At 55.0% G+C, this 19,658-nt stretch carries 21 protein-coding genes and 1 pseudogene; 7 read left to right on the top strand and 15 right to left on the bottom strand.

What is annotated here, in order from left to right:
- Positions 1-7: 7 nt before the first annotated feature.
- From AC0V61_RS07900 to AC0V61_RS07910, 3 genes are read right to left on the bottom strand one after another with little or no spacing between them, the layout of a single operon-like run.
- Positions 8-943, bottom strand: a complete 936-nt coding sequence (locus tag AC0V61_RS07900; protein WP_486156705.1) for a sterol desaturase family protein — start codon at positions 941-943, stop codon at positions 8-10.
- A 51-nt stretch (positions 944-994) separates the two neighbouring features.
- Positions 995-1,354, bottom strand: coding sequence for a hypothetical protein (locus AC0V61_RS07905; RefSeq protein WP_486156706.1), 360 nt, complete (start codon positions 1,352-1,354; stop codon positions 995-997).
- Positions 1,355-1,387: 33 nt separating this feature from the next.
- Positions 1,388-1,819, bottom strand: a complete 432-nt coding sequence (locus tag AC0V61_RS07910; protein ID WP_486156707.1) for a protein tyrosine phosphatase family protein — start codon at positions 1,817-1,819, stop codon at positions 1,388-1,390.
- 303 nt (positions 1,820-2,122) lie between these two features.
- Between AC0V61_RS07910 and AC0V61_RS07915 the strand changes: the two genes are divergently transcribed.
- From AC0V61_RS07915 to AC0V61_RS07945, 7 genes are all read left to right on the top strand, one after another.
- The gene (locus AC0V61_RS07915) at positions 2,123-2,899 is read left to right on the top strand and encodes a cold-shock protein (RefSeq protein ID WP_486156708.1); all 777 of its coding nucleotides are present in this window, start codon (positions 2,123-2,125) and stop codon (positions 2,897-2,899) included.
- A 124-nt stretch (positions 2,900-3,023) separates the two neighbouring features.
- Positions 3,024-4,223, top strand: a complete 1,200-nt coding sequence (locus AC0V61_RS07920; protein WP_486156709.1) for an acetylornithine transaminase — start codon at positions 3,024-3,026, stop codon at positions 4,221-4,223.
- Positions 4,223-5,161 carry an ornithine carbamoyltransferase gene (argF, locus tag AC0V61_RS07925; protein ID WP_486156710.1) on the top strand — a complete coding sequence of 313 codons (939 nt, stop codon included), beginning with the start codon at positions 4,223-4,225 and terminating at the stop codon, positions 5,159-5,161. Before AC0V61_RS07920 ends, argF begins: the two co-directional genes overlap by 1 nt.
- 67 nt (positions 5,162-5,228) lie before the next feature.
- On the top strand, positions 5,229-6,125 hold the full coding sequence (gene hslO, locus AC0V61_RS07930; protein ID WP_486156711.1) for an Hsp33 family molecular chaperone HslO: 897 nt from the start codon (positions 5,229-5,231) through the stop codon (positions 6,123-6,125).
- A gap of 86 nt (positions 6,126-6,211) precedes the next feature.
- Entirely contained in the window at positions 6,212-6,625 is a 414-nt protein-coding gene (locus tag AC0V61_RS07935) for a DUF3617 domain-containing protein (RefSeq protein ID WP_486156712.1), read from the top strand.
- A gap of 61 nt (positions 6,626-6,686) precedes the next feature.
- Complete coding sequence (gene queC / locus AC0V61_RS07940) at positions 6,687-7,370, top strand: 7-cyano-7-deazaguanine synthase QueC (protein ID WP_486156713.1); 684 nt, start codon at positions 6,687-6,689, stop codon at positions 7,368-7,370.
- Positions 7,371-7,415: 45 nt separating this feature from the next.
- The gene (locus AC0V61_RS07945; RefSeq protein ID WP_486156714.1) at positions 7,416-9,080 is read left to right on the top strand and encodes an MFS transporter; all 1,665 of its coding nucleotides are present in this window, start codon (positions 7,416-7,418) and stop codon (positions 9,078-9,080) included.
- A gap of 246 nt (positions 9,081-9,326) precedes the next feature.
- On the opposite strand, the gene AC0V61_RS07950 is transcribed toward AC0V61_RS07945, so the two are convergent.
- The 12 genes and pseudogenes from AC0V61_RS07950 to AC0V61_RS08005 form a co-directional block, all read right to left on the bottom strand.
- The gene (locus tag AC0V61_RS07950; protein ID WP_486156715.1) at positions 9,327-10,475 is read right to left on the bottom strand and encodes an OmpA family protein; all 1,149 of its coding nucleotides are present in this window, start codon (positions 10,473-10,475) and stop codon (positions 9,327-9,329) included.
- Positions 10,476-10,654: 179 nt separating this feature from the next.
- A complete protein-coding gene (locus tag AC0V61_RS07955) occupies positions 10,655-11,116 on the bottom strand; it encodes a DUF2793 domain-containing protein (RefSeq protein ID WP_486156716.1) in 462 nt (153 codons plus the stop codon).
- Positions 11,117-11,477: 361 nt separating this feature from the next.
- The gene (locus tag AC0V61_RS07960; protein WP_486156717.1) at positions 11,478-13,313 is read right to left on the bottom strand and encodes a GTA baseplate fiber-binding domain-containing protein; all 1,836 of its coding nucleotides are present in this window, start codon (positions 13,311-13,313) and stop codon (positions 11,478-11,480) included.
- 20 nt (positions 13,314-13,333) lie between these two features.
- Entirely contained in the window at positions 13,334-13,609 is a 276-nt protein-coding gene (locus AC0V61_RS07965; RefSeq protein ID WP_486156718.1) for a hypothetical protein, read from the bottom strand.
- Between the two features lie 134 nt (positions 13,610-13,743).
- On the bottom strand, positions 13,744-14,562 hold the full coding sequence (locus AC0V61_RS07970) for a DUF2163 domain-containing protein (protein WP_486156719.1): 819 nt from the start codon (positions 14,560-14,562) through the stop codon (positions 13,744-13,746).
- Positions 14,559-16,879, bottom strand: a pseudogene (locus AC0V61_RS07975) (DUF2460 domain-containing protein). The gene AC0V61_RS07970 and the pseudogene AC0V61_RS07975 overlap by 4 nt, the downstream one beginning before the upstream one ends.
- 18 nt (positions 16,880-16,897) lie before the next feature.
- Positions 16,898-17,476 (bottom strand): tail tape measure protein, encoded by a 579-nt coding sequence (locus AC0V61_RS07980; protein ID WP_486156720.1) that lies wholly within the window; start codon positions 17,474-17,476, stop codon positions 16,898-16,900.
- Positions 17,469-17,681 carry a phage tail assembly chaperone gene (locus AC0V61_RS07985; protein ID WP_486156721.1) on the bottom strand — a complete coding sequence of 71 codons (213 nt, stop codon included), beginning with the start codon at positions 17,679-17,681 and terminating at the stop codon, positions 17,469-17,471. Before AC0V61_RS07985 ends, AC0V61_RS07980 begins: the two co-directional genes overlap by 8 nt.
- Positions 17,678-17,992: a gene transfer agent family protein gene (locus tag AC0V61_RS07990; protein WP_486156722.1), complete on the bottom strand. Its 315-nt coding sequence runs from the start codon at positions 17,990-17,992 to the stop codon at positions 17,678-17,680. Before AC0V61_RS07990 ends, AC0V61_RS07985 begins: the two co-directional genes overlap by 4 nt.
- Positions 17,989-18,396 (bottom strand): phage tail tube protein, encoded by a 408-nt coding sequence (locus tag AC0V61_RS07995; RefSeq protein WP_486156723.1) that lies wholly within the window; start codon positions 18,394-18,396, stop codon positions 17,989-17,991. The genes AC0V61_RS07990 and AC0V61_RS07995 overlap by 4 nt, the downstream gene beginning before the upstream one ends.
- A 23-nt stretch (positions 18,397-18,419) precedes the next feature.
- On the bottom strand, positions 18,420-18,812 hold the full coding sequence (locus AC0V61_RS08000; protein WP_486156724.1) for a DUF3168 domain-containing protein: 393 nt from the start codon (positions 18,810-18,812) through the stop codon (positions 18,420-18,422).
- Positions 18,813-18,977: 165 nt separating this feature from the next.
- Positions 18,978-19,535 (bottom strand): head-tail connector protein, encoded by a 558-nt coding sequence (locus AC0V61_RS08005; protein WP_486156725.1) that lies wholly within the window; start codon positions 19,533-19,535, stop codon positions 18,978-18,980.
- Positions 19,536-19,658 lie beyond the last annotated feature (123 nt).

Below are 19,658 nucleotides of genomic sequence, written 5' to 3' on the forward strand. Positions count from 1 at the left end.
GTTTCGATCAGCCACTGGCTTGGTATCGACCAGAGGGGCGTGATTGGCGTTGACGCCAGCGTTCCCGGATTGTGTCAGAGGTGTCGCGGCTGTTGTCATGGGTCCATCCTGGCTCGCGCAGGAGGTAGGACAGTTTGTGCTTCCACGGGCTCTTCCAAATATCGGTCAGCATCCCGACCCATTCATGGAACACGGCGTAGAGCAGATTGAAACTGCCAAGCTGCTTCACAATGCCATACCGGATTGGCTCAGCACCATCCTCGGGGCGAAGCTCGGGCTCAAAAGTGCCAAACATCTTATCCCAGATGATAAAGACGCCAGCATAGTTTCGATCGAGATATCGGGGGTTTGTGGCGTGGTGGACGCGGTGATGGCTTGGTGTGTTCATCACAGCTTCGAACCAGCGGGGCAGGCGATCAATCGCCTCGGTGTGGATCCAGAATTGGTAGATGAGGTTAAACCCGCCGCAAATTGCGATCATGGCCGGGTGGAAGCCCAAGAGAACCAAAGGAAGCGCGAACAAAAGCCCAAAGGTGAACGCGCCGGTCCAGCTTTGTCTTAAAGCGGTCGAGAGGTTGTAATGCTGCGAGGAGTGATGGTTCACATGTGATGCCCACATCCAGCGAATGCGGTGGCCTGCGCGGTGCACCCAATAATATTTGAGGTCATCGAGCACAAAACAAAGCGGCCACGCCCACCAAAGGCTCCACCATTCAGGACCCATGTCGAATAGTCTAAACTCATAGGCCTCGAAAAAGACGTAGGCCGCAAATCCGCCAAACAGTGCTCCGGCAACTGTCGAGCCGAGCCCGAAAGCGAGGCTGACCAGAGTATCCATCGGCTCATACGCTGCACGATTTCGAAGCCGTGACCAGATCATCTCTGCCAGAACAGCGACCACAAACAGCGGCACGGCGTATTGGGTGGGAGAAAAGTCAGGCATGGTCACAAAGGCTATAGACGGTTGATCGCATCAACCCAAACTGCCGGCTGCTCAATTGATAAGCGAACCTTGCCAAAACGCGAGATCGCCGCAATCAACAATAATCGCATCGACCTCCTCGTAAACGCGTGCGCGGCTATCCAATAGGCGCCCTGCAAAATGATTGCCGTGCCGCTTTATAATCATGATTCTGCCAGAGCTGTCTGAGGCAAGAGCCGCCTCACCCTTCCTAGCGATTGCGGTGGTTACAGCGTCAAAGCCGTCCTCGACTTGTGATGCTGCGAATCTCACCGATTTTTGATCAGTCAGCCTCGCCTTTTCTCCCAGTTTCAAACCCTTTGCGAGGCCATAAAGCGCAAATATGGCCGCTAGAGAGCCAAGAAACTGCAGGAGGAGCGGAGGAACTTCCATGGTCTTGTTTGAGATCGGTTTTGCGGTTCTGACCTAGCGCGCGGCGAGCATGTCCATCATCGGGCGGATCGGGCTCACGTCATATCCAGCCGACATCGCAGCGCGGATGATTTCATCAGGGTCGACGCCCTTTTTCGCGCTTGAGAGCGCCCACAGAAAAGTAGAGCGAGTGCCTGACCTACAATAAGCCAGCACCCCACCTTCAGCCATTTCTAAGGCTTCTATCATAGCGTCAATTTGAGGCTCACTGAAACCAGAATGTCCAATAGGAATAGACACATAGCTAAGTCCGGCCGCGATCGCCTCGGCCTCAATAACATCGCCCTGTGCAGCGCTCGGGTCTTCGCCATCGGGGCGGTTGTTGACGATCATAGTGATGCCTTGGGCTTTCGCAGCGGCAATATCTTCGATGGATATTTGTTCGCTTGCAAAGACAGACTCAGAAAGAGTTCTAAAATTCGACAAAATATCAAAGCTCCCGTCTGGCGCGTTTTACTTAGACCAATATTTCAACGCGATTGGATCGATGACCTGCTCTATTGGCCTGCCCAAAACGCGCATCATCGTTCTTAAATTTGTCAGATTTATCGGCTATCGCAACTCAAGCAGTTAAATCATTCGCATAGTGCGGCTATGTGCGCTATATAGCAAACTGGAAAGAGCAAGTTTTTGGATTCTCCGATTGCTTGTTCATTGTCATTCGCGGCTCGTTGCCCCCGTGTATGGCATTCATGAAGTTGGGCGGCGTGATAAGGTATTTGCTCAGTTATGGGATACGATAGGGGACGTCGGCGCGGTCGGGATAAGCGCGACGGATTCGGCGAAGACGGCTTCGATCCATTTGGTGGTGGTGATGGCTTCCCACCCCCAAGAGACTTTGGAAATGATCGTGGTGGAGACCGCTTTGGTGGCGGTGATCGCTATGGCGGCGGAGGCGGTGGAGACCGTTTCGGCGGCGGTGATCGCGGCGGCTTTGGTGGCGGCCCACGCGGCGGCGGGGGCGGTGGTCCCCGAGGCGGCGGCGGAGGAGGCGGCGGGTTCAACCGCATGCCCGCACAAGTCGTTGGCACCGGTAAGGGCACCGTCAAATTCTTCAACGGTCAAAAAGGCTTTGGTTTTATCCAGCAGGAAACTGGTGGTGAGGATGTGTTTGTTCACATCAGCGCGGTAGAGCGTGCCGGCCTTGAAGGTCTCGCCGAAGGGCAGGAACTCGAATTCAACCTTGTCGACCGTGGCGGAAAAGTCTCCGCGCAAGATCTCCAAGTTGTTGGAGATGTCATCGCTGTTGAAAAGGCTGACGCGGGCCCGCCCAAGCGCGAGCTGACAGGCGACAAAGCAACAGGAACCGTGAAATTCTTCAATTCGATGAAGGGTTTCGGCTTCCTTGTGCGTGATGATGGCCAGCCAGATGCGTTCGTACACATCAGCGCGGTTGAGCGTTCAGGTCTCTCTGAAATCAACGAAGGCGAGCGTTTTGAGTTCGACCTCGAAGTTGACCGACGAGGCAAGTATTCTGCGGTCAATCTGGTGCCTGTGCAGGAGTAACTTCTGCTCGCATCATGGCCGTTGACCGATTGATCGAGCGGCCTTGAAAATTCACGAAAGGCGGCTCAATTGTGGGCCGCCTTTTGCATTTGGGCCCAAACATAAGAACCCAGGAAAAGAGATTATGACCATTTCGCCGCTTATGCCTGTTTATCCGCGCTGCGGGGTCCGGCCTGTTAAGGGAGAGAACTGCCACCTTATTGACGAGGACGGCACGCGATATCTGGACTTCGCCAGCGGTATCGCGGTGAACCTCTTGGGGCATTCTCACGAGGGCCTGATCAATGCGATCCAAACCCAGGCTGCTGAACTTATGCATGTCTCGAACCTTTACGGCAGCCCGCAAGGCGAAAAGCTAGCGCAGCAATTGGTTGATGCAAGTTTTGCAGACACCGTCTTCTTCACCAATTCAGGCGCTGAAGCGGTTGAAGGCGCAATCAAGGCGGCGCGTGCCTATCACCAGAACGTTGGGGAAGAAGGCAATCCGGAGCGGTTCGAACTCATCACTTTCGCCAATGCCTTTCACGGCCGCACAATGGCAACAATTAGCGCGTCCAATCAGACCAAAATGCACCACGGCTTTTCGCCGCTGCTCGATGGCTTCAAATATGCCGAGTTTGATGATCTGGAGTCTGCAAAGGCGCTGATGGGGCCCAACACCGCTGGATTTTTGGTCGAGCCCATTCAGGGCGAGGGCGGTATCCGTCCTGCCTCTGACAATTTCATGAAAGGTTTGCGTGAACTTGCCGATGAACACGACCTCATGCTTGTGCTCGACGAGGTGCAATGTGGGGTTGCACGTACAGGCAAGATGTACGCCTATGAACATTACGGCATTGAGCCCGACATTGTCGCGACCGCAAAGGGTTTGGGAGGAGGTTTCCCGCTCGGCGCAGTCCTAGCCACTGAAAAAGCGGCGCGCGGCATGACCTTCGGCACTCATGGTTCGACTTACGGTGGAAACCCTCTCGGGATGGCGGCGGGGAGCGCTGTTATCGAGGCCGTCGCAAACCCAGAGTTTCTCGCAAGCGTGGCTGAAAAAGGTGAGCGTATCCGTACGCGCCTCGAGCAGTTTATTGGCAACTATCCCGATCTCTTTGAGCTTGTACGTGGCAAGGGCCTGATGCTTGGCATCAAAATGAAGGTCGAAAGCCGCCCCTTCTTCGTCCACCTGCGCGACAATCACCAGCTCCTGACCGTCGCTGCTGGCGACCAGACTTTGCGTGTCATTCCGCCTTTGGTGATTGAGGATGCTGAGATTGAGGAATTCTTTGAAAAGCTCTCAGCAGGCGCTGCTAGCTTTAAAGTGGCTGAGCCTGTGTAATGCGAGGGCCGGTAAAGCACTTTCTCGATCTTGGTGATGCAGGCCCTGATGCAATTGCAGCAATGATCGCCGATGCGATTGACCGAAAGGCCGACCGCAAAGATGCTCCAAAAGGCCAAGCTGACAAAGATGCGCCGCTAGCTGGGCGAGTACTTGCTCTTGTTTTTGAGAAGAATTCCACCCGTACGCGCGTAAGCTTTGACATAGCGATGCGGCAATTGGGGGGAACGGCGCTGATCCTTGAAGCAGGCTCAAGCCAGCTTGGACGCGGGGAAACGGTCGCTGACACGGCCCGCGTATTGAGCCGGATGGTCGACGCAATCATGCTACGCACTGATGACCACGCCAAGATCGAAGAAATGGCGCGTCACGCTACAGTCCCGGTCATCAACGGACTGACGGATCGATCACACCCCTGCCAGATTGTCGCCGATCTTCTAACGGTGATTGAGCACGGGAAAGCTCTTCCCGGCTTAGAGCTCGCTTGGCTTGGTGATGGCAACAATGTGCTTCATTCAATCCTTGAAGCGGCGGGATCAATGAAGTTCAATGTGCGCGTAGCAACGCCGCAAGGATACGAACCCGATGCGGAGTTTGTTGGTATGGCCCGTGCCGGAGGAGCTGAGGTAACACTGACCAATTCGGCTCAGGAAGCGGCGGCTGGTGCGGACGTGCTCGTCACCGATACCTGGATCTCGATGGGCCAAAAAGATGCTGATGAAAAGCGACGAGCTATGAAGCCCTTCCAGGTCAATGAGGCGCTCATGAGCAAGGCAAACCCCGATGCGCTCTTCCTCCACTGTCTGCCTGCTCATGTTGGTGAAGAAGTGAGTGAAGGGGTGTTTGAAAGTGACCAGTCGATTGTTTTCGATGAAGCAGAAAACCGCATCCACGCTCAAAAATCGGTTCTCTTGTGGAGCTTTGGCAAACTGAAATAGTCTTCTTGTATCGTTCGTGCTTCACGGCCCCTTATCGAAGGGGCGCGCAATCACCATATCTCACAGCATGAATACTCAGGCCGAAACTTACACCGATCAAATCCTTGGTTTCACAGTCCCAATCCGTAACGCCCGAGGACGCATAGTGCGTCTGGACCGGGTCGTGGATGAGGTTCTTTCAGCACATGACTATCCTCCGCCCATAACGCATCTTCTCGAAGAGGCTTTGGTCTTAGCTGCCTTGATGGGAGGGCTTCTCAAGCGCGAGGGAGAGGATGCTCAGCTAACCATGCAAGCCCAGACCAAGGTGGGTGCCGTCTCGCTCTTGGTCTGCGATTATCGAGATGGTGACCTGCGCGGTTATGCTGAATTTGATGCAGAGAGACTTGCTGATCTTGGGGCGAACCCGACGCTATCGTCTTTGTTTGGTGAAGGGTATCTAGCCATCACCTTTGAAACGGGTGTGGGGCAGCGGTATCAGGGGATTGTGCCTCTGGAAGGCGACAGCCTTGCACAAGCTTGCGAAAGCTACTTCAGCCAATCAGAGCAAGTTCCAACTCTAATAAGGGTCGCCAGCCGATCAGGGCAGGAAGGCGGAATAGCCGCTGGCTTGCTCCTTCAGCACCTTGCCGATGGGGAAGAAGGCCGGGAAAGGCTTCACGTGAGGTTAGACCACCCCGATTGGGAACATGTTGCTACAATGGCAGGATCCATCAGCCACCAAGAGCTGCTCGATAACGAACTTTCGCTCGAAACTATCATCTGGCGCCTTTTCCATGAGGAGGAAGAAGTCCGCGTCTCAAAAGGGCGAAGCCTTTCACGTGGATGCCGTTGTAGCGCGGACTATTACAGCTCGGTCATATCGCGCTTTCCAGAAAGCGAGCGAGCGGAAATGCGCAACGATTCGGGAGTGATCGCGGTCGATTGTTCTTTTTGCGCAAAGACCTTTGAACTTTCAATTTAACAGTTTGTCGACGTTCAGGAACGGCTCATCGCGCAGTTCTATACTTCAACAAGCAGATATTACCTGATGTAACTGAGACTGTACCGATGAAATTGAGCCTAGACATTTCGCCAATCGCAATAGTGGCCGCAATCGGAATGGTGGCCTTGGGACTGGCTTTGCCAGCCGCTGCGCAGTCAGACAGCCTTTCGATGCTGGAGGGATTGTCGAAGGGTGAGTGGACGATCAAGCACCGCGATGGTTCAGCCGACCGAAAAATCTGCGTGAAGACCGGCCGGGAGCTGATACAGCTGCGGCACGAAGAGCCAGACTGTAGCCGCTTCATTGTGGAAGATGCGACGAGCAAGGTGACTGTGCAATACACCTGTCCCGGCAACGGTTATGGTCGCACGAATATCCGAAAGGAAACTGGAGGATTGGTACAGATCGAGAGCCAAGGCATTGCGTCTGGACTGCCGTTCCAATTTGCCGCTGAGGGAAGGCGGACAGGCAGCTGCTGAACTCTTCTTGGGCTCCATCAGAACATTGCCAATTGAACAAATCTCGTTAAGCCGAACCCTTATGGTGCCTCCAAACTCTTCAGCGATCGTACTCCTATCGGGCGGTCTGGATTCTATGGTTTCGGCCGCACGGGCGGTTGAGCAGGGCTTTGCTGTCCATGCTCTTACTGTGAACTATGGCCAGCGGCATCGCGTAGAGCTCGATAGGGCTAAAATGATCGCCGATAAGCTTGAGCTGGACAGCCAAACCGAGATTGCGCTGGATTTGCGAGCATTTGGTGGCTCTGCCTTAACTGATGACATCGATGTACCTAAGACCGGTGTGGGGGATCATATTCCGGTTACTTATGTACCCGCAAGGAACCTTGTCTTTCTCGCGCTTACTGCTGCATGCGCCGAAGCGAAATCGGCGCGCGACATTTTTATAGGCGTGAACGCCCTGGATTATTCAGGATATCCCGATTGTCGGCCCGAGTTCATCGACAGTTTCGCTGAGACTGCCCGGCTGGGAACAAAGGCAGGGGTCGAAGGAAATCCTCTCACGATTCATGCGCCGCTTCAGCATATGACTAAGGCTGATATTGCTATGGAGTGCGCACGGCTTTCTTTAGACCCTGCGTGGAGTTGGTCATGCTATGATCCGACCGCTGCTGGATTGGCTTGCGGGACCTGCGATTCTTGCCGTTTGCGCAAAAAGGGTTTTGCCGAAGCAGGAATTACCGATAGCACTGTGTACGCCGACTAGAGCGGACGATAAGCTCTGCTGGTGCCAGAGTTGGGAGAGGTTTCGTTGACTGAGAATGCCGCTGTGCAGCCCGAAGCGGTTGATCAGGAGAACGCGTCCGTACCAAGCTACAGTTGGTATGCGCTCGGCGTGCTTGTTCTGGTCTATGTCTTGAATTTCATAGACCGCCAAATTCTCTCGATTCTCGCCAATGACATCAAAGCCGATCTCGGGGTGGATGACGCTTATCTGGGCTTTCTATATGGAACAGCCTTTGCGATCTTTTACGCACTTTTTGGCATCCCGCTTGGCAAACTGGCAGACAGTTGGAAACGTGTTCGCCTAATGACGTTGGGGCTCAGCCTTTGGTCTGCCATGACCGCTTTGTCTGGATTTGCCAAGGATGCCGGCCAGCTGACCGTGGCGCGCATCGGTGTGGGGGTTGGCGAGGCGACGGCTAGCCCGTCAGCGTATTCTTTGATTTCAGACTGGTTTCCCGCGCGTCTGCGAGCGACAGCCCTCGCGATCTACAGCTCGGGATTGTACATTGGCGGCGGGATTTCTCTGGCTATCGGAGGGCTTGTCGTAGATCGATGGAATGAGCTTTTTCCCGATGGCGGGCCGCTTGGTTTAGCAGGCTGGCAAGCAGCTTTTATTGCCGTGGGCGTTCCTGGACTATTGCTCGCTCTTTGGGTTGCGACATTGCGCGAGCCAGTCCGCGGAGCAATCGATGGGATCCCTACAGCTGAAGACCCAAACCCATTTCGTGGTTTTGTCAAAGAACTGACAACCGTCATCCCAGGCTTCACATTTTTCGGAGCAGGGTCACGAGGGTTTGGTGCGTTGGCGATCAATATTGCCGCGTTTATCTTTGCATTTGTGGTTGCGCATTTTCTGACGACCATCCTTGGAACGGGGCAAGGCTTTATTCTGGCCGGTTTAGAACGAGCGTTAGGCAGCAGCTTCCCATCAATCAGCGATCAATGGTTTTTGCTCGCTTTGGGCTATTATGCCGTCTTCAGTTGGGCAAGCGCGCTGCGCGTTCGTGATTATCCGACTTTTGCGCTGACCTGGGGATCACCTGCATTTCTTTGCACGATCTTAGGGTATGGAACCGTCGCATTCATGGCCTACGCCGCAAGCTATTGGGGAGCGCCTTACGCTGAGCGGGTGTTTGAGGTTTCGAAAGGAAACCTGGGTTTTTTCCTTGGCGGTGGAGGCGCACTCGGTGGATTTCTCGGAGTGATTTTAGGCGGAAGAATGGCTGACGCGCTCACGAGCCGCACAAGCGCGGGGCGGGTGTGGGTCGTTTTGTTTGGACTGCTCAGCCCGATCCCATTTGCGGTGGTGCAATACACTACCGAAAGCTACTCGTTGTTTATCTTGCTCAACATGGTCGTCGGCGCACTTGCCGCCTCCGCCCTCGGTGCTGCGGCAGCCGCAAGCCAAGCGCTTGTTTTGCCTCGTATGCGGGGGACTGCGACCGCGACGTTCTTTCTCGCCACAACGCTCGTCGGACTTGCGTTAGGGCCCTACACGGCCGGCTATGTCTCTGCTCAGAACAGCGATGATCTGAGTGCTGGTGTGCTTTCTACTCTTTGGATCGCACCTATAGGTTTGGTCGTTCTCTTCGCCGCAATCAAATTGACACCCGGGGCAAGCGCAACGGTTCTTGAACGTGCGACGGCAGCGGGCGAGCCACTTGAACTAGACCAATCCCAAACTGGTTGATCCATCAGTTTGTGGTCGTTCAGATAGCGAGTTTTGAGCCAATGCCAGAGCTTCACGGCTTGGCTTTAGATGTAAGCTAAATCTCGCTCGTCGTTCATGGGGCTACACCCCAGATCACGTTGCTTTAACGACGTCCGGCAATCGAAGCGTTACATTGTAACAGCTGGTGCAGCGCTCTGTTTGCTCAAATAAAAAAGGGGCCGGATCGCTCCGGCCCCTTCTTCATTCATAGCATGAAGCCAGTAATTACATGCCTGAACCAGGCCCGTAAGTGACTTCAACACGGCGGTTTTGCAGTTCGCGCACACCATCTTCGGTGGGCACTCGGTTCTGCGATTCGCCAAATGCTTCGCTCGAGATCCGGCCCATCGGAATGCCGCGACCTGTCAGGTAGTCGGTTACGCTAGCGTTACGACGTCCAGCAAGTGCGTCGTTGTATGAGACGGTGCCAGAACGGTCGGTGTGACCAGCCAGCATAACTGCAGCCGTTCCACAATTTGCATACGCCGTTACCGCGTTATCCAAAATCGTCGCAGCATCCGCAGTGATCACTGATTCATCAAAGTCAAAGAAGACGATGTATGGGCCAGTGTTACACGGCGGCGGTGGCGGCGGTGGTGGAGGTGGCGGCGGTGGTGGAGGTGGAGGCGGTGGTGGCGGTGGCGGAGGCGGTGGAGGCGGTGGAGGTGGTGTCGCACCGCCGAAGTTGTAGATGATCGACCCCAAGAGTGAATGGCTCGTCAGCGAACCGCTAAGGTCACGTCCGAGAGGATCAATGATATCTACGCTTTCCGCGTTGAAATAGCGATATTTCAGACCAACGTCCCAGCTGTCGCTGATTGGAGCGCGTACGCCTGCAAGCGCCTGCCATGCTAAGCCAGTGTCCGAGTCATCCCAGATACCAGGCCCATTCGCATTCACGCGGCCTTCCATGTCCACTCGAGCGACGCCTACGCCGCCGCCGATGAAGCCTTGAACGCCGTCGTCGGCGCCAAAGTCAATCAGACCATTGAGCATGAAGCTCAAAACATCAGTCGACCCGTCACCAGGCCGAACTTCGTTGCGGAACAGGTTGATGCCGCCTGGTGCGTTCGAGCCGCTGTTAAGTGCGAGGCCTTCCGTACCGGTTGCCGCTTCTTCGAGTTCAGCGCGACGATAGCTTGTCTCTGCTTCGATTCGGAAGCCGCCAAAATCGTGTCCGACAGCTACACCTGCGTCCCAGCCAGTTTCCTGGCCAGCGGTGGCTCCGTTAGAGACTCCGTTAATATCAAAGGTAATGTCTTCAACGATCATCGCACCAGCATCGCCTTGGATGTACCATTGACCCTCGCGGGCCATGGCCGGTGTTGTCAGAGCCGTAGAAGCCATCGCCAAGCCAATGACGATATTGCGCATTATGGAATTCCCCTTTTTCATGTTGAGGCGCTACGCCTGTCTAACTTCTCGGTTTTGCACAAGCAAGCTATCAATCCGTTTTACTGTTGCAAGTTTGCCTCTAAAACCTCTGAGAATGCCGAAAAGTAGGGTTCTACAGCGCATTAATCGCAAACATGCGAGCGCGCTGGCCTGTTTGCCTAAGTGGTGGCCTCAATCACTCCGGCATCACGTAATGCACCAATTAAGTCCGAAATCGCTGCTCGCGCCTCTAGATCTATGACCGATCCACCCGTTGGTTGAGTTGGTGAAGGCACTGATTCCCAAACCGAACCGTAGCGTAGCTGCACTTGAGCTACTTTATCAAAAACTGCCATACCGGCAGACGGAGGAACGAAACTCCAAGCTTCTCCAATCCAGAGTGCCAGCTCGTCGTCATGGCCAGCCCAGTCACCGGTCGCTCCTGTAAGCACACGGTACGTGCTACCGGGAGCTGGATCACTTGGGGGAACCTCTCGGGAATCTTCGATTGTCCCCTTCAGGAGCGAATCGATCACAAGCACCGCTTGATTAATAAATGGCTCTTTTTGCGCCTGACCCACAAAAAGAAGAGGCAGCAAAAAGTTGGGGCTCGTAGAAGGGAAGCTGATCGGATTGGTCATTTGGTACCTCCGGGGGTTTCAGGCGATTGAAGCGATGTGGAGCGCGCGGGATTCTCCGTATGAACCCACCTGCTTGACCCACAGTTGATCTGGTCCGTGCGCGGCAAGAAGTGATGCGCGCTCAGATGGGGATATTGAGAACTCAGGATCCTGTATTGTCCATGACGCGAAAGGAGAGCCCGTTGGGCCATAACCTACCGTGTAGAGTTCTTGCTCTTCCACAAGAGGAACCTCGACACCGGCAGGCCAGGTCCATTGACCTCGCGCGCGTCGGGTCCAACATATCCGCCAAGACCCGTCCGGCTCGATCTGAGTTTGTGGCGCAACTGGCAGTATCGGCCGGCGAGACAAGCCAATATTTTCAAGCGGGGCAAAGATTGGTTCTGGATCTGCAATCCCGATAGCCGCGATCTCGCACATCACCCGTTGATGGGACAAGAGACCCCTCGAGGGACGTAAGTCTCTCGTCCAAAAGTGTCACGTTGATACCAGCATCGTGCCCATCGATTGCAGCAGCTTCTGTTCCTGCTCTTCCTCTCAGGAGCCCCGAAAGCTTCCATCGTCCTTCACCCAAAGACTGTGCGTTGAGAAACTGAAGGAGCTCCGCCCCAACCATTAGTCGATTGGCTCCGTTGGCGAGGCCCATCACGTCAGTGTTCTGGAACGCAATATCTGGAGCGACCAAATCGACCAGCATCTCTGCGTTCGGTTCGATCACCATACAGTTTGAAGCGCCAAGTGGGCTAACAAGTTGGCCGGCGATTGCTCTTGCGCTTCCGGACGAGCTTAGTTCCTCCAGCGTCGCGCCCTGCTCGATAAAGATTGTTGACCCGCGCCACCCTGCACTTTCCGAAGTAGTGGCTGTCATTATAGTACGATCCGACGGGTTCGAACCATCCCCGGGAGGCACTTCAAGCGCGGTTAAATGTGTAGCGGTTACGGGATTATCAGATGGAAGGTTTGCTGCTCCCGCATCAGCGACAAGATTGCCCGCAATCTCCGGCGAAACACGCTCCAGGCCCAATTCAACGCCCCGGTCTGACCATTCCCAGCTCTTGATTTGCCAAATCCCCGGAGTGCCGGGCAGACGTGCCAAGCCACCAGGGGTTACATCGGGATCAAGAACGCTGGTTCTCCAGGTTACATGTTCGTTGTTCCATCGGGCTCTATGTGCATTGGAGTTAGCAAGCTTTCGCGCGCCTTGCGCTATCATCGCTGCGGGGAGGTCCACCATAACTTCGCGCCCATCCGGGCGCAGACCAAGTGCACGCTGGACGCTCGGCTGATAGTCACGGTCTTCATCATAATATCTAAGCGCGAGCGGTTCTTCATCAATTCGCTCACCTCTTTGCTTATGAAGCTCCTCTGCGTCTTCGCTGCCGCGTAGCGAAACTTGCTCGGGCAAGATCGGTACTTGCCCCGAGGAATCATAAGCCGAAGACAATTTCAAACCAGTCACACCAGTGGTGCAAACAAGGGGGAATACCTGGTTGATCGTTGCCAGTGTTGACCCGATAGCGCCGCCTTCATCCAAGAACCCGCGGGCATCTTGCAGCAAAATTTCACCAGCGCCCGCGCTGGCGCTGGGAAGCAATTGGCTAACTGAAACAGTCTGATCTTCGGGAGCAAAGATTTCGAACGTCAAAGCAGGGATTCGATTGCCAAAGTCGCTGAGCTGCAAATCCTCAAAAACGACATAAGCCAAATCTCTGAAAGCAGGCGCTAATATGCCTCGATCAGCTGCAATAAGCGGGTCGATGGCTGCGTCTCCGGTCCCCTTGTACAACCGTATCTCGCCGCCGACTTTTAGATCCTCGCCCGCACCGCGCAAAAGGTTGCCATCGGCCCATATCCTACCAATGCGATCAATTGGAGTACTGGCTAGAGCTACAGCAAATGACGCAGAATATGAAAAGGTCGTGGTCGATGGTTGCCCTTTCCCACTGCTCTGTCTGCCTGCTGTTTCTTGGAGGTCGGTGGCCCAAATAATTGAGCCTGCCACACGCATCCGGCCAAAGTTTCGAGGTAGAGGCTGTCCATAACTCGAAGTGGTTACTGTGAGCTCTTTAAGACGAGGGCCTTGGCGACTTGTACCAAAGATCGATTGGTCCACCTGTTGGCCAATGAAAGCACCGATTGCGCCACCGATTGGCCCGCCCACTGCGGTGCCCACAGCAGTCAATAGCAGAGTTGCCATGCTGATTTCCTTTTGCTGACCTAGGGCAAGCGCCAAAGTGCCGAGAATGTTCTGCCGATTTCCAAGGGTTGGCGCACAACGCGGCGCAGTCCTGCATGCGCATGGATGACGCTCACAGGACTTTCGGCAATAACAAGGTGATGCTGCGCAGGCCCTGGACGAACCAGAACAATATCGCCTGGCAGGACTGGAATTGACCCGCTCTTAAGGCCGCTGCGTTCAGCACAATCGATCCAGTTGCCAATCTCGGTGTTGCGCAATTGGTAACCTGCAGGGATCGCCGGCGTTAGGCCCATTGATTCTAGCGAGCACGCAATCAATCCGATGCAATCTAGGCCTTGGGAGGGCTGGCGGCCGAAAAGGCGAAAGCGAACACCAATAAACTGTGCGGCTGTTTGGGCGAGCTGGGACCCAAGGGACCTGTTGGTTGTCACCCTAAGCCCTGCCCGTAACGCGCCAGCATATCATTGCCAGGTAAAAACGGTTCACCGCGAAAATTACGCGCGTTATCAAAACGCTGCGAGCACGTATCCAGTGTATGATCGCAGCCTTCGCGCAGTTCCAACGCTGTGCCTGCTTCCAATTCGACGCTGAGTGGGCGATCAAGAGCAAGCCATTCGTCATTGACCCCAACGATTGCAAACGCAATTCCTGTTTGTGGTCCCGACAAAAACCGCACCTGCCCGTCCAGATAGTCTTGTACCGCAATGCCCGCGACACGAACTCGGTTCAAATCAGCGTCGACCTCTTCTGCCACAGCGCGAATAGTAAACCGCTGGGATGATAACCCGCAGCCGCGTCCACAAAACATGGCTCTACAGGTCGGACTTGTTCTGGGCACAAGGTCCTGTTCAAGAGCGCTTTTCGCCGATCTCAATTCGCCTGAAAACCCGCGGCCATTATCTTCTATTCGGCCCAGCTTGCCCACATACAGGACGTTGTGATCAAATGTGTCCCAATCAACGATGCCCACTTCGATCGCTGCTGTGTCGAAGAGACCAGATGAAAGATCGTCTTGAGTGATCGCATCGTGACTAAGGGCACCTTCAACTCCAGCATTTTCTTCGGAAAGGTCAGAGGTTAGTCTTACAGCCGTCGGCACCATACCAGGGGCGGCCCGGTGAAGAATGCCGCCAAAGGAGAGATTTTTGTCGTGGCTAGTAAAGCCCAGGGTCACCCCATCACGGCGAAATACCCGCCAATAGGTCGCAGCGACATCGAGCTCTTTGTCGAAGAATACCCGGCTCATATCTCTTCTCGCAGCTCAATAAGTGGGATACTTGGTGCCTCGCCTGCCTCGAAATTCACCCCGGATATATCGACCCTATCCTCAGCGAAGCGCACGGGCACATCAAAGAGAAAGCCGGCCCTAATTTCTGCGCCTTCTGCAGGCGCGTTATTGAAAATGAGCTTGCCCTTGCTGCCTAGAAACCAGTCCGAAGACGCATTGCCATCGATACTGACCAAAAGCGTCTCAGCCCGAGGCCGAGTGATTGGGCGGACCTGAGGGTCGGTTCCACCGCCATAAGACTTGACGAGCTGGAACTCGGCGCGCGTGCCGTCGCCTGTTCCTATCAATTGGTCCAGCATTGTGGGTGTGCCCGTCATGCCATTCGAGCTGTGATCGGTGGGATCACTAATGCGAAATCCACGTGCAGCCCCGTGCCTGGCACGAAAGAAGCCGATAAGCTCGCAAAGCTCGCTCTCAGAACGAATTCCTGGTCCAACATCAAAATTGACTTTGGCATTTGACCAAAGGGCGTTTCGGCGTTCATGCCCCGAAGATGTGACGGAAATTGATGTTGAGAACTCCGGAGCGACAGAAGCTCCGCGCCCTAATGCGAAGGGGTAGATTATGTCATCAAATGCTTCCATTTCGTCCTCTCGGCTTGAGGGGAGGCGTGTGTAGCCGTCGCGGTTCAACTGAGGTTGCGCCCAGATATACCGCCGCTCAATGCCCCGGGTGATCGCCTCGTCTGTGCCCCGGTCAATGCGGGGCCAATAGACCTCATCGTCTTGCGCACGCAGAACAAATCCCGAGAGATAATCCTGCTCTTCTAAGGGATATTGGAGACGTGCATCGGCAAATGCGTAGGCTTGGCGTCGCAGCGCGTCTGCACCGTCTGTCAGCCAATCATAATCCTCCAATTGGAGGCGATCGAAAGCAGGATGCGCCCATCCAACTGGCAAGTTTGCTCGATAGAGTTCGGGCATTTGCGGGTCGAGAATGGTCGGCGTGAAGGCAAGCAGCAAGACTTCGGCGGTAGAGGGCGCTGCGGCCCTGACAGCAGCGGTTAGGTTCGCTGTAGACTGTGCAAGAAGCGCTCCGGCTGTGTCCAACAATGCGGTTTGATCGTTGTCCAAAGCTTGCCGCATATCCATAATTTCAGGGGGTTTCCGCCGAATGCTTGGCGGGCAGCATCGTCATAGATGCAAATCTCACCTTGCGCTGTGGTCCACCACCACGGCTCTCCAATTTGCAAACGAATGGGCAAGGAGGAAGCGGCTAAGAGATCAACGAATGCAATTGTGCTGGCTTGCAGCCAAGCCATGGCCTCGTTGTTGGCAGGTGAAAGCAAGCTAGAAGGCGGAACCCAACCCGTCAGCGCTGGATCACCTGAAAGCGTGCGCTGTTTCCATTCCTCTGGGCAATACGCGTTAAAGAGCTCGTATGAGATCGAGGCGATCACCTCGAGATCATTCTCGCTTGCAAGCCCAAAAAAGTTACGATGCCACTCGGTGCAAGGCAGACAAAGCTCACCGCCTGGTAACGCCAACAGTTCGCCATTTTGCTGACCCAAGCGCATATAGTGGCTCATGCCGACGTAGTGGATTAAATCTTCACGATAGCCCAGTCCAATGAGGTTTCGCACAATGCGCGCAGGTGTTTGATCGTAGGCATCGTCATAGGCTGTTGCGAGCCTCTCTCCATGCACTGGAAGCCTAACGTCGCCAATCTCGAGCATAGCGTGCCGGCCATCGGCATTTATGTTTGAAAGAATGACCTTGCCATTGAACCGCGCAGGCAGCGGATTGTTGCTTCCGGCCACGAAATTGGGAGCGACAAGCGAGATAAACATTCGGTCAATGTCGCCGGGATAGATCGGGTTGCCTGGAAGCGAAAAACCGCTCTCAATTTCAGAGAAAGGCAAGGTGATTACCGCATCTGTCGGTGTCCCATCTGCATAATTCCAGAGCCTGATAAACCAAGCCTGCGGATTTCCATCAGCGTCTCTGCCTTCGATCGTCAAAGTGGGTCCGTTGATTTGATCAAGAGCGATAACCCCCTCCGATTGCCACCGGAAGCTCAAAGAGGTGTTCGCGTAATCCTTGTTCGTCTCGTAGGCGAGAAGAGGGTGATCGAGTGTATCTTCGCTCTCCCAGATAAGACCAACGAGCTCGCCTTCATGATGCAATTCGACATCGACCTGAACTGAATCAGGTCCTGTCGTGACCACAGACGCCATCGCAGGACGCGGAAAGTTCACGCGCCAAAACCGCGGGTCAAATCGTTGAATAAAGCTGGATTCCTGGCCGCGTCGTTCGCGGGCTAGCCAATATGCCATAGCTCGAGATGTCCTCTATCAGCGCTCTTGAAGTGCGCGGCGAACGGCACTGGCGACTTGGCGTGAAGATCGTTGCATAGCGGTCGGCGCCGAGGTTCCTCTTGGGCTTGCCAATTGAATAGCCACCCGCACATCGCGCCCAGGAGCGGCAGCGCCTTGGTTGGCAGCAATGCTCCCTGACGAGGTAGGTACGAAAAGCTCTGGGCCATTCTCGCCGACTAAGTAGCCTCTGCCCGGAGAAACCGGACCACCCGTGGCCCTGCCAGGTAGACCAAGTAGAGAACCAAAGGCTTGCCCTAGGATTCCCCCGGCACCTGACCCTGAACCAAGGTCACCGAAGAGCGATCCGATGCCTGAGCTAATTGCCCGAGCCGCGATCGAATCCATCGTGCGGAACGCGACCTTTTGAAGGTCATCGAACCCAAGTGATCCGCGCCTCACTGCAGATAACAGCCCACGCTCCAGAACTGAGCCTGCTCGATCAAAGCTGCCAATCAGCGATGAGTCGACTGCACCGCGCACCGCTTCCAAATCTGAATTGAACCCGTCTGTCGTTGCGCGAACATCGATCACCAGCTCTTCGAAGTAATCATCCATTGCTTTCTCGTTTCAACATTTGGGAAATCAGATCCATCGAGGGACCTTGAAGAGTGTCTTGAGCTTTCGGGTCGGACAAAATGCTTCTCACCTCGATAGGTGTGGCTTGCCAAAACTCGTTGGGTCGCCAGTTGAGCAATTGTGCGCTTGTGCTCCACCATTGCTGGGCGGATGCAGCAAAGCACGCTTGTCCAGTATCGCTCACGACTGTCCTTGCAGCACCTGGGAAAGAATGACACGGACCGGCTTAGTCGTCTCAATCAAACCATGCTTTAAAACGGCCTGTCCGACCTCATCACGTTCAGGGCGCGGGTCAGCCTCCATGCAGTGCCAGACAAGGGAGGTGACCTCGGAAAGGGTAAGAGCCCCATCCGATGCCCGTTCAACCAAAGCGAAAAGCGAACCGATTTCCTCCTCAGCAGCGACAAGGTTTTCAAAACTCGGGCGCAGCAAAAATTGCCGTCCGCCTAGTTCAAACTGCGCCTCTCCACGAAGCGCGTTGGGCCTCTTGCTCATGCCGGCACGATTGGCCCGGAGCTTTCAAGCTGGAGCGTGTAATTACGCTCGCCGTTGAAATCTCCGGAATAATCGAGGCGCTGAACCAGAAAACGTCCGCGAAGCCGCTCACCATCTTCGAAAGACAGTTCATAGTCGTCGAGCGTCCCAGCCAGTGCATGACTACGGACCGACGTCTCAGCGTCGCTGCCAAGAAATATCCCGGCTGCATTCACTGACACAGAGCGTGTGCCAGCGCCCGATAAGAGCTCGCGCCAGCCACCTGATTCTTTGTTGGTCACAGCAACAGAGTCGCCGTTGATCGATAGCTGCGTGGTTCGCATTCCGGCCACGGTTTCATATGCGATAGGCGATCCGCCGTCGCCGATTTTGAGCAAGAAGGCAGATCCGTTCTGCGCTGGCATAGATTCTCTCCAATTGTGAGGGGTCAGTTTTGAGGGGTGAAAATCCGGAATCGGAATTCAAGCAGTGCACCGCGTAAGTTTCCCTCGCGCTCTTCGCTTCGCGAGCGCAGAAAACGGATTGAGGCGAGCTCAAACCCGGTATGAAACGGTGGAAGGGCAAGCACGCGTTGTTCAATCGCATCTGCCAAGGGACCATCTGCATCAGGCTCATCGGCACGGCTTTCTAGCTCGATCGCAATCCGAACCTCTCGTCCTGGTCGTTCTTTGGTGCCCCAATCCGTTGATGCGCTAGCCGCGATGCCAAGCCATGGTGCACTTGCAGTGACGGGCACTTCTTCTTCAATCGCGTTGATCGAAACGAGTGCCGGGTCGCTGCGAAGCCATTCAATAAGCGCTGCGCGCACATGATTTTCCATTGGGTCAACCCCTTGTAAATTCGGGCCAGAGCGATTGCGCTGAGCGCCAATCGATTGTGCGGTCTGCGCGATCGTGACGCCTTATGTCAGCGTGTTGGATGGCCAATTGCTCGGCGCGAGATTGAAGCCTGCGGACTAAGGCATCTGTGGATGCGCTTGCGGTGATCATGATAGACGCAAGGTTTGCCAGGGCCGCCACAGAGCGCTCACACTGGCTGGGGGTGAAGCCATCTTGGCATCACCACCTGGGCGGTCTCGGTCTCTATATTGGTAGGCGCAAAGGCGAATGATGCCTTGTTTCAACGGCGCGGGAGTATCATCCCAGCCGTCACTAATGCCTGCCGTGGCCGTGACGATTACCGCTTGGCCATCAAGAACTTGAAGAATGCGGATACACACCGCGCCATCCGGCTGAATTTGCGTCTCAAACTGCGAGCTGGAAAGCTCAACGCGTTCGCCACTTTGATCTTCCAGCTCCAGCTTTGAAACTGTGGAAGTGGGCCGGGATGTAAGAGTGTATTGCCCGGCTTGGGCTGGCAACCTTTCTTCGATCAGCTGCCAGATTGGTATTTGGCCAGTGAAACTCTCACACATCGACAATGAGGTGTGCAGTAGGTCGATGAGAAGTTCATCCTCATTCGGCCGAGTGATTCCAAGCCAGTTCTTCAGTTCCGCAAGCGCTGCGCCGCTTACATCTGCCGGCTCCACAATTCTCCGCTGCATTGCGGTCTCCCAGATTCGCAAAATGGATCAAAATGCGCCCGCGCCATTCACAGCCTGCTGGAGTGAAGCGTGGTCTGCGCGGCGCGGGCGCGAGGTACCGACAAGGGAGCAAAGGGGGGAACT

The sequence above is a fragment of the Erythrobacter sp. JB1-4 genome (assembly GCF_057365025.1).